We start from the raw sequence: 9,294 nt of genomic DNA, 5'->3' as shown, positions 1-9,294 counted from the left end.
CGTAAATCGTGCCAGGCCTTTATCCGCAGCAATCTGCTTATCGGGAGCACGGAGGAAACGCGCCATTGCCTGACGGCCCACGGTAGGCGGATCGCCACTGGGATCAGCACTGCCTTGTTTGGACGATAAACTAAACGGCTCGTCGGTCAGGCTCTTGAACTGGACGACAAAATCCCCCGTATCGTTGCTACTATTTCGGAAGTGGTAGAAGATCGTGTAGCTCTGACCAGCCAGTAGGCGCGCATCGGCATACGTCCCCGCATCTCGAATCCGCTCGGGCTCGTTGCAATAAATGAGCTTATCCTGCGCCTGCGCCCCCCCGACAAACAGCCAGCACAACAACACCCCTAAACACCACAGCACTCGCATAATGTACAGTATACCCTTGCTTTTTTAAGCCTGCTCCGCGCACCAGTACATTGCCTGCACTAAGCACGGTTAAAAACCGTTACGGCGTCGCTGCCGCTTTGGGCTGCCGCTTTGATCATCAGAACAAAAGAGAGTGCTGATACCGGTGTTGCCACACTGCGACTGTGCTCAGGCCAGTGTACTGTCAGCTGCACTATCCGAAGGGTTTCGGAGCTGCTATCAGAGCCCCCGCCTCCACCACAGCCCACCAGAACTCCCAGGCCCAGCGCGAAACACAATAAAGAGCGTCGCGTCAACATCCTCTCTGTACCTTTCCCAGTGAGTGACTTTACCTTCACTCCATGGGACAGTTAACCGCAAGAAAGATGTTCCAAGGCGCTTTTTACAAAAAACCCGTGTTTTTACGGGTTAAGTTTTCAGAGCCATTAAGAAAGCAGCGGTGTGTCGCGCTCCTTGGAGTAAGTCCGAGACACGAAGATTCTCATTAGGAGCATGCACACGGGCTCCCGGGTAGCCGCAGCCGATGGTCACGATAGGCTGGCGCAGTCCTCCCACAAACGGGTGAACCGGGCCCGTAACGGGCGAGAGAGGAACAATACTGGGAGCCACACCATAGACCTCTTCGGCAGTTTGGGCCGCAAGCTGAACCATCGGGTGGTCGGGCGAGACCCTCCCCGGCTTCTGCCCACCAAGATAGTGGATCTCAATATCGGAGAAGCCTTGCGCGTCTAAGTGCGCCCGCAGGCTCTGATGGACAACTTCGGGATCCATGTCGGGAACCAGGCGAAAATCGAGCTTGGCGGTGGCTTCGGCTGGGAGGACGGTTTTTGTGCCTGCACCCTGGTAGCCACTGGTGAGCCCATTGATCGTGCAGCTCGGCTCAAAGCTGGCACGGCGCTGCAGCTCCGCGCCCGTGACCCCGCCCAGAAAGTGGGAGATACCAAACTCGGCGCGTAGCTCAGCCTCAATCTCAGGAGAGAGTTTTCCCAGCAGCGCAAGATCCGCGTCGGTGGCGGGCAAGACGGCATCGTAGTGGCCAGGAATGAGAATACGCTCGTCTTTGTCTTTAAGGCTTGCCAGAGCATGTACCAGCCGCCAGGCCGCGTTGGGTAAGATTGTCCCGCCGACACCGCTGTGGGCATCATGGTCAATCGTGCGAGCCCGTAGCTCAAACGTGGCGATCCCACGCAGGCCGCAGATCAGCTCGGGTTCTCCCGCCGCATTGATCCCTCCAAACTCCCAGAGTGTCACGTCGGCGGCGAGCAGGGCGCTGTGCTGCTCGATCCACTCAGCAAGGTGCACGCTGGCCGTCTCTTCCTCACCCTCCACCAGCACTTTGATATTAATGGGAAGCGCCCCGCCGTTAAGCGCCTTGAGCGCATCCAGGGCGAGCAGGCGGCAGGCAATATGGCCTTTGTCATCAGAGCTGCCCCGACCAAAGAGAAAATCGCCCTCGTGGCGCATTGTCCAAGGGTCGCTCTCCCAGAGATCAAAGGGCTCGGCGGGCTGGACATCGTAGTGGTTGTAGAAAAGCGCCGTGGGTGCCTCTACCCCCGCACTTCGATCCTCAGCATAGACCACGGGCGGGCCACCATTCGTAGGAACTAAGTGGGCCTCGAAGCCGCGCTTTCGGTAGAGCTGCGCCACTTTTTCCGCACAGAGCGCCATTGGAGAGTCCGGCTTGGCACCCACAGAAGCAAGAGCAACCAGCTCCGCCAGCTCGCCTAAAACACCGGGAAGCGCCGTTTCAAGCGCTTTTTGAAGACGCGAGGGGACAGGGGGATTCATACACAGATTCTACCCTGTTCAACTTTCCACTTCGTGCGGACGCAAGAAAGCCCTCTGCACCTCAGCGATGCGCCGGAGCAAGTGGGCCGTCATCTCCTCGGAGACCTCGTCGGTTTCGGGCGCACAAAGCAACAGGTGTAGCAAAGCATCCGCTTCATCTTGGCTGAGCGGTAGCATCACCTGAAAGATTTGTTCTGATTTATCGTTTTGCATGTCCCCTTACCTTTGTCGAATTAGACACTCACTATGTTCGGCTGGTATACGGAAGAGTGGAAAATTTCACAGGTGTTTGATTGGCGTGAAACAATTGTCAAAGTGCCGCCCAAAAGGATAAAAATCACGGTGCTTGTCTGTGTTTGGTTCGCCATAGGCCCATTGCACCATGCCACTCTGAATTATTCCTGAAATGGATAGAGGTATACTTTTTTTATGGCTCAGGTGAGATTGACAACGCCGGTGGATGAGGCGAGCATCCGGCAGCTCAAAGCAGGCGACGAGGTTCTGATCTCGGGGCGGATCTTTACGGGACGCGATGCGGTTCATAAGTATCTGGCCGATGGAGGTCCCCTTCCCGACGGCGTGGATTTGGCAGGTGGCATTATCTACCACTGCGGCCCCGTGGTGGTGGAGGGTGAGGAGAACGGCAAGAAGACCTACCGGATTACTGCCGCAGGTCCCACCACGTCAATCCGCGAGGAGCCGTATCAAGCCGCTCTCATCGCGAAGTTCGGCCTGCGTGGCGTGATCGGTAAGGGTGGGATGGGCCTCAAGACTTTGGGAGCCTGCCAGAGCGAGGGAGCAGTGTACTTGCACGCCGTCGGTGGTGCGGCACAGGTCTACGCGGAGTGTATTTTAGGGGTTGAGAATGTCTATTTCAAAGAGGAGTTCGGCTCCCCCGAAGCCATCTGGGTGCTGCAAGTGAAAGACTTCCCCTGCATCGTCACCATGGACTCCCACGGCGGCTCTTTGCATGAAGAAGTCCAAGCCAGCTCACTCGATAAACTGAAGGCAGCACTGGGATAACCGTGCAACAGCAACAGAAACACCCCAGCTACCACTCTCCCAGGCGGAATCTTAGCCTTGGGGAATGGGTTATTCTGTTACTCAATCTTCTGATGTCCGGGTTCTGCGGTTGGTTTGTATGGATGAACGGCAGTCTTAAGACCAACCCCAGTCCGCCCGCTGATACTCCACTCGTCCACCTCGCCTTACTCCTCGTCGCAGGAGCCACCGGTCTAACAGGTCTGCTTCTGGGCATACGTCAAACACGCATTGCTGCCTGGTTTGAGTGGCTAGCGGCTCTGGGGATTTGCCTGAGTGCAATCGTTAGCATTGTCATTGGTACATTTGGTTACTCGCAACCAGAGCTTTTGGCCATCGGGGTTGTACTGTTCGTAGCGACGCTTCTCTTCGCATCGGGTTGGTTTCTGCGGAAGATCGAGACAGAAAAATAGCCCCCCTCCCTGCGGTCCCCCCGCCGGGCAGGGGTTAGGGGGCTGGCTTTTAGTCCCAGATAGGCCGACCGTTGCGTGGCCACTTGGTCAGCTCGCTCAGGCGGCTCTGCTCCTCGGGTTTGAGGCGGTAGCCTGCCGCGCCTAAGCTATCCTTGAGCTGCTCAGGGTTGTTGGCTCCGATGATCGGCGAGGTCACGACGGGGTTGATGAGCAGCCACGCAAGAGCGGTCTGTGCGACGGTCTTGCCGTTGTCGTTGCCGATCTGCTCCAGCGCCTCAATCACCGCCCAGCCACGCTCGTTGCCGTAGCGGTTTAGGGCACCCTCGGCGCGGACACTGTCGGGCTTGTCCGCTCCCGCGCGGTACTTGCCCGTCAGAAAGCCCCCAGTAAGCTCCACATTTAAGAGTCCCAGTCTCGGCTCCGGTAGGCATCCTGACAACAACTTCCCCCTGTGCATTGCGCTCGATCCGCCAGACGGCATTGACCCGGCAGAACTCGAAGAAATGCTCCGGGTTGTCAAGATCAAAGCCAGAAAGAATCGGGGCGGACATGAAAGAATTATACAAAACTTGGTGTACACTGGCAAGCAATCATGAGAGTTATCATCACGGGCTGCGGTGGGTTTCTAGGCCACCAGCTCTGCCAAAAACTGCTGGCTTGCGGAGCGCTGATCGGGGAGTCAGGGGCAGAGGAGCCTCTTGAGGAAATCATCCTCTTTGATAGACAGTTTCCCTCTAAGCCCCTGCCCGAGACACCGATTCATGTCGAGCAGCGTGTCGGGAATGTAGACTCAGCAGACGACGTTCGGGCAGCAGTGGGCACTCATCGCAGCACCTCGATTTTCCATCTGGCCTCAATGGTCAGCGGCGAGTGCGAAGAGCGCTTCGACGATGCTCTTCGGGTCAATCTAGACGGGGGGCGCAATATCTTTGAGGCGGCGCGTGCGCTAGGTGGCAAGACGCGCGTGGTCTTTGCCAGCAGTATCGCCTGCTTCGGAGGCGACGCCATGCAGGAGCCTTGCACCGACAACACCAAGCTCACCCCACAGACCACCTACGGAATCACCAAGACCATCTGTGAGCTTCTCCTCAACGACTACACGCGCAAGGGCTTCTTCGACGGGCGCACTGCCCGACTCCCGACCGTGATCATTCGCCCCGGGAAGCCCAATGCCGCCGCATCAAGCTGGGCCAGTGGGATGTTCCGCGAGCCTCTGAGCGGCGAGACCTGCCTACTGCCCGTCGCGCGTGACCAGCGCCACCCCATGACCGGCTACCGCACCGTGATTGACTCTCTTATCGCCCTCCACAACCTCCCGACCGAGGCTCTAGGGCGGGATCGGGCTCTCGGGCTCCCCGCGCTGAGTGTTACCCCAAATCTCGCCGCCCAGGCCCTGCAACAAGTCGCCCAGGAGCTGAATCTCTCGCTAGGGACTATCGAAGACCAGCCCGATGCCCGGATTCAAGGGATCGTCGCCAACTGGCCCGTGGCGGTGGACGGCTCAAGAGCCCTCGCCCTCGGGCTTCCCGCAGCGCCGAGCTTACAGACCCTCATCCGCGACTACCTCGAAGACTTTATCAATCCCAGATAGGTCGCCCGTTGCGCACCCACTTGGTCAGCTCATTAAGCCGAGACTGCTCCTCGGGCTTGAGGCGGTAGCCTGCCGCGCCTAAGCTATCTTTGAGCTGCTCGGGGTTGTTAGCTCCGATGATCGGCGAGGTCACGACGGGGTTGGTGAGCAGCCACGCCAGTGCGGTCTGTGCGACGGTTTTGCCATTGTCGTTGCCGATCTGCTCCAGCGCCTCGATCACCGCCCAGCCACGCTCGTTGCCGTAGCGGTTTAGGGCACCATCGGCGCGGACACTGTCGGGCTTATCCGCTCCCGCGCGGTACTTGCCCGTGAGAAAGCCCCCCGCCAGCGGCGAGTAGGGAATCACGCCTAGGCCGTGGTGCTTACAGAGCGGCATTGCCTCGTACTCGAAGAGCTGGCGATCCATTAAGTTGTACTCGGGCTGGTAGCTATCAAAGCGGGCAAAGTTTCGCTTATCGGAGTGCCAGAGCGCCTCCATCAGCCGCCACGCGGGGTAGTTGCTCGCCCCGATGTAGCGGACTTTCCCTTGCTCCACCAGAGTCTGCATCGCCGCGAGCGTCTCCTCGATCGGGGTATTTAAGTCCACCCAGTGGCACTGGTAGAGATCCAAGTAGTCGGTCTGAAGGCGGCGCAGTGAGTCCTCACAGCACTGGATCACTCGCTTTCGGGAGAGCCCCTCGCCGTTGGGACCAGGGGTCATGCGCCCACGGACTTTGCTCGCCAAAATCACACTCTCGCGGTTCTTACGCTCCGCAAACCAGCGCCCCATGATCTCTTCCGTCTTGCCTCCGTAGCTCGCATCCCCCGCCCACGTGGTGTAGATGTCAGCGGTATCGAGGAAAGTCCCCCCAGCTTCGACATAAGCATCCATCACGGCGTGCGAGGTAGGCTCATCGGTTGACCAGCCAAACTGCATCGTTCCCAAACACAGCTCCGAGACAAAGAGGCCCGTGCGGCCCAGCTTGCGATATTCCATGGCGCTGAGTGTACCCCGAAAAAAAATATTGCGTCTTCGTGACTAAATTTCGTTCTGGTGTATCTAACAGAGAGCACAGAGCGATTAATCATCAAGACAATTTACCATTTAAGGAGATAACACCATGCGCCTACCCAAAACCGTTCTGCTTTGCCTGAGCCTTCCCTGCCTTGCTGCGGGACTCACTCGGGCCAGCCAGCCGAATCCGGGCCAATATCAGCCAGAGACTTATTGGACGCCTGCCCTAGAAAGTCAAAACACAGAGGAGCAGAACCTGGTCAAAGCAATCAATCGCTACCAGGCACAAGCCTACTACTACATCAACGTTCAGCACAAGTACAAAGAGGCTGAGGAATGCCTGCACATGGCAGAGCGCCTTCAGAATAGGACAGGTAAAATGCCTCCATGCGAATCGAAGTCCAGTGGCAGCTTGCCACGCCCACAGATCCTAAAGGCTATGCCCTAGCGTTTCTGCCTGCATCCACTCCACTATCGGGCCTGCCACGCCTCGATGACCCGGCGGAGCCGAACCTGCCAGGGATCTTTGCGCTGGGCTTTGACACCTACAATCCTCCACCACCGCCGGGAGCCAGCCGCAATGACATGATGTTTGGGCCGCTGGGAAATATTGAGAACCGCCCCCAGCGCGAGGTCTCTCTCCACCGTGATGGGCAGGAGCTGGCCAACCGGCTGGCTCCGCGCTCTCTGAGCGAGCCGCTAACACTCTTGATTGAGGAGGTGGTGGGCGGCGTTGAAGTCACGCTTACGGTGGGCGGGGTTGCGGTTTATGAGAACTACTTTGTCCCGGAGGTCTCGCTAGCACTGGTCAAGCCGATACTGATCGGGGCCGATGCCCCGCTGAGTGTTCGTCGCCAGGGGACGCCACGCTGGCTGAGCACGCCGCGCAAGCTCAGCGCTTTTTCGCTAGCCCTCAACGATGCCCAGCACCATAAAATAAAAAACACGGTCGCATTTCCCGACACCACCAAGATCGGGCGGGTGGTCTGCACGTTAACGCTGGCAAGCACGCCCAAAGGCATTGACCCGTGGGATCGCCTCGCCCAGCTCTTTCTGACCGACGAGGCCGGAGAGCGCTACGAAATCTTGCGCTGGATCACGCCCTACCGAAAAGCCTGGCAGTGGAAAGTAGACCTGACGGACTTCCTGCCTCTACTACGCGGCAAGAAAGAGCTAGAGATAGTCTGCGAGACCTACTCCGAGGGCTGGCGGGTCTCGATTGACTTTGATTTCTACCCGGGCCCCATCGCCCGTGAGCCGTATAAAGTCATCAAGCTCTGGAACGGCGTGGCGCGAATCGGCCTTGCCGATGAGCCTATTGAGAAGTTTCTTGTGCCCCAGACGCTTGCCACTGACCGGGAGACTACTGGGGCGGCATTTTACTCAATTGTCACGGGCCACGGCGGCTCGCCCAACGCCCTCAATGCGGGCGAGTTTCACCCGCTCTGGCGCAGGCTCCACTGCGAGGGACGCGTCTTTACCAATCGGCTCTGGAAAGAGGATGTGTATTTAAATCCCTGCCGCCCCCAAGGTGGCACCTGGAAGTTCCCGAGAGCAGGCTGGTCGCCTGGCGATATGGTCGCGCCGTGGATTGTGAACCTGACTCCCGCGCTTGTCCCCGGCAAGCCCCTACGCCTCGCCTACGAGCTTCAGCCCTACACCAACACCACTCCCGATAAAGGCTTCCCCGCCAACCACACGTTTGCAAGTTATCTGATTCTCTACAGAGCCTCTCGCTAGCGGAGACTTTAACGTCCATGAAAACAACGCGACTAACGAGTACCTCCAGGCGGCTCTCCCTCCTCCAGGCAGCCCTGGATCTCTTTTCCCTCCAGGGCTATGCAGGCACAACAACCAAGGCGATTGCGCAGCGCTCGGGAGTTACAGAGGCCATTTTGTTTCGGCACTTCCCTACCAAAGAAGAGCTTCTGCAGACTATGGTGGAGCAGTTCTGCCCACGTCCTTTGTTTCCACCAACGCCAAACGATTTCTCAGCACAGCCAATTCGCAAGGTAATCGAGCTGATACTGATTCAGTATCTGGATGTTTTCTGGGCCAACCAGGACTTTATGCTGATGGTCTTCACGACACCCAAGCGAGAGCAAGCGGTCTTTGAACCGATTCTAGCAGAGTGCTTCATGCAAGGAATGACTCTCTACACCATCCTTCAGCAACGTAGTGAGCAGGGAGAGATCAAGGCCCAAATCGCTCCCACTGCCACGGATGTTATCGTCACCGCCACCAATGGTTTCATACAGCGTATCTTCAGTGATCCTCCGGAAAACTGGGAAGCATCCCGAGATGGCTTCATTTCCAATCTGCTTCAAATTCTATTCGGTGGTATTGAGTGCTCGGAAAAATAAATTTGCACGCCGGTTACTTTTTCTGTAACTGCGATGCTCTTTGCCTGTCTATGTAAGTAATCACTTACTTACACAAAAAAGGCTAGCATGATCAATCCACTCACATTAGCAAAAGGCAAAAAGGCACTGGTCGTGTTTTTCGTCGCTACGGACTGTCCGATCTCCAACGCCTATGCTCCCGAGATCAAGCGCCTGTGTGAGCACTACACGCGACAAAAGATCGCCTTCGCCCTAGTCTACCCCGACCCGGATACCTCACTGGCAGATGCCCAGAAGCACGCCAAAGCCTACGGCTATACCTGCCCGATTTTTCTCGACCCAGGGCACCGATTCACACGGAAAGTGGGAGCGACAGTTACGCCCGAAGTGGCGGTGCTCAGACCAAACGGCAGTCTTTTGTACCGGGGACGTATTGATAATCTCTATGTTGATTTTGGCAAGCCCAGGTTTGCCGCAACTCATCATGATCTCCGTAATGCTCTTGATGCAACAGTGGCAAACAAGACTATACGCACACAGCTCACCAAAGCCATAGGTTGCTTTATTCCTGAAAGGAAATAAGATGTTTCGATTTAGCTACTCTCTAGTAATAATGGGCTTTGTTGCATAACGGGCTAACCCGTATTTTTATCAGGTAGCTACAGGCACGGTTCTGGCAATTATGAAAAGCTGTGAAACGAAACAAAACAACCAAAGAGCCTAAACCCAAAGGGAAAAAGACTTCTTACCGCACCC

At 57.1% G+C, this 9,294-nt stretch carries 11 protein-coding genes and 1 pseudogene; 7 read left to right on the top strand and 5 right to left on the bottom strand.

The features are described from left to right. The 3 genes from RMO15_RS09390 to RMO15_RS09380 all read right to left on the bottom strand — a co-directional run. A partial coding sequence (locus tag RMO15_RS09390; protein ID WP_309711096.1) for a hypothetical protein occupies positions 1–369 on the bottom strand: 369 nt, incomplete at its 3' end. A gap of 408 nt (positions 370–777) precedes the next feature. Next, a complete protein-coding gene (locus RMO15_RS09385; RefSeq protein WP_309711094.1) occupies positions 778–2,157 on the bottom strand; it encodes a M20/M25/M40 family metallo-hydrolase in 1,380 nt (459 codons plus the stop codon). Between the two features lie 18 nt (positions 2,158–2,175). Continuing rightward, positions 2,176–2,370, bottom strand: a complete 195-nt coding sequence (locus RMO15_RS09380) for a hypothetical protein (RefSeq protein WP_309711092.1) — start codon at positions 2,368–2,370, stop codon at positions 2,176–2,178. Between the two features lie 222 nt (positions 2,371–2,592). Here RMO15_RS09380 and RMO15_RS09375 point away from each other — a divergent pair. Next, positions 2,593–3,180, top strand: a pseudogene (locus tag RMO15_RS09375) (FumA C-terminus/TtdB family hydratase beta subunit); the annotation flags it as partial. 122 nt (positions 3,181–3,302) lie between these two features. After that, positions 3,303–3,611, top strand: a complete 309-nt coding sequence (locus RMO15_RS09370; protein ID WP_309711086.1) for a hypothetical protein — start codon at positions 3,303–3,305, stop codon at positions 3,609–3,611. A gap of 49 nt (positions 3,612–3,660) precedes the next feature. Here RMO15_RS09370 and RMO15_RS09365 read toward each other — a convergent pair whose 3' ends face one another. After that, positions 3,661–4,008, bottom strand: a complete 348-nt coding sequence (locus RMO15_RS09365) for an aldo/keto reductase (RefSeq protein ID WP_309711084.1) — start codon at positions 4,006–4,008, stop codon at positions 3,661–3,663. Between the two features lie 195 nt (positions 4,009–4,203). Here RMO15_RS09365 and RMO15_RS09360 point away from each other — a divergent pair, with 195 nt between their 5' ends. Beyond that, positions 4,204–5,202 carry an NAD-dependent epimerase/dehydratase family protein gene (locus RMO15_RS09360; protein WP_309711081.1) on the top strand — a complete coding sequence of 333 codons (999 nt, stop codon included), beginning with the start codon at positions 4,204–4,206 and terminating at the stop codon, positions 5,200–5,202. On the opposite strand, the gene RMO15_RS09355 is transcribed toward RMO15_RS09360, so the two are convergent. Further along, positions 5,189–6,178: an aldo/keto reductase gene (locus RMO15_RS09355; RefSeq protein WP_309711078.1), complete on the bottom strand. Its 990-nt coding sequence runs from the start codon at positions 6,176–6,178 to the stop codon at positions 5,189–5,191. The two genes, RMO15_RS09360 and RMO15_RS09355, sit on opposite strands and share 14 nt — an antisense overlap. A gap of 124 nt (positions 6,179–6,302) precedes the next feature. Between RMO15_RS09355 and RMO15_RS09350 the strand changes: the two genes are divergently transcribed. The 4 genes from RMO15_RS09350 (at position 6,303) to RMO15_RS09335 (ending at position 9,120) form a co-directional block, all read left to right on the top strand. After that, positions 6,303–6,644 (top strand): hypothetical protein, encoded by a 342-nt coding sequence (locus tag RMO15_RS09350; RefSeq protein WP_309711075.1) that lies wholly within the window; start codon positions 6,303–6,305, stop codon positions 6,642–6,644. Next, positions 6,584–7,936 (top strand): peptide-N-glycosidase F-related protein, encoded by a 1,353-nt coding sequence (locus RMO15_RS09345; protein WP_309711074.1) that lies wholly within the window; start codon positions 6,584–6,586, stop codon positions 7,934–7,936. Before RMO15_RS09350 ends, RMO15_RS09345 begins: the two co-directional genes overlap by 61 nt. 17 nt (positions 7,937–7,953) lie before the next feature. After that, positions 7,954–8,559, top strand: coding sequence for a helix-turn-helix domain-containing protein (locus RMO15_RS09340; RefSeq protein WP_309711071.1), 606 nt, complete (start codon positions 7,954–7,956; stop codon positions 8,557–8,559). Positions 8,560–8,646: 87 nt separating this feature from the next. Further along, positions 8,647–9,120 carry a redoxin family protein gene (locus RMO15_RS09335; protein WP_309711068.1) on the top strand — a complete coding sequence of 158 codons (474 nt, stop codon included), beginning with the start codon at positions 8,647–8,649 and terminating at the stop codon, positions 9,118–9,120. Positions 9,121–9,294: the final 174 nt, after the last annotated feature.

This window comes from Armatimonas sp. (assembly GCF_031410135.1).
Taxonomy (GTDB): Bacteria; Armatimonadota; Armatimonadia; order Armatimonadales; family Armatimonadaceae; genus Armatimonas.
The sequence above is the reverse complement of the archived record's forward strand: the minus strand, read 5'-3'. Positions and strand labels throughout refer to the sequence as shown.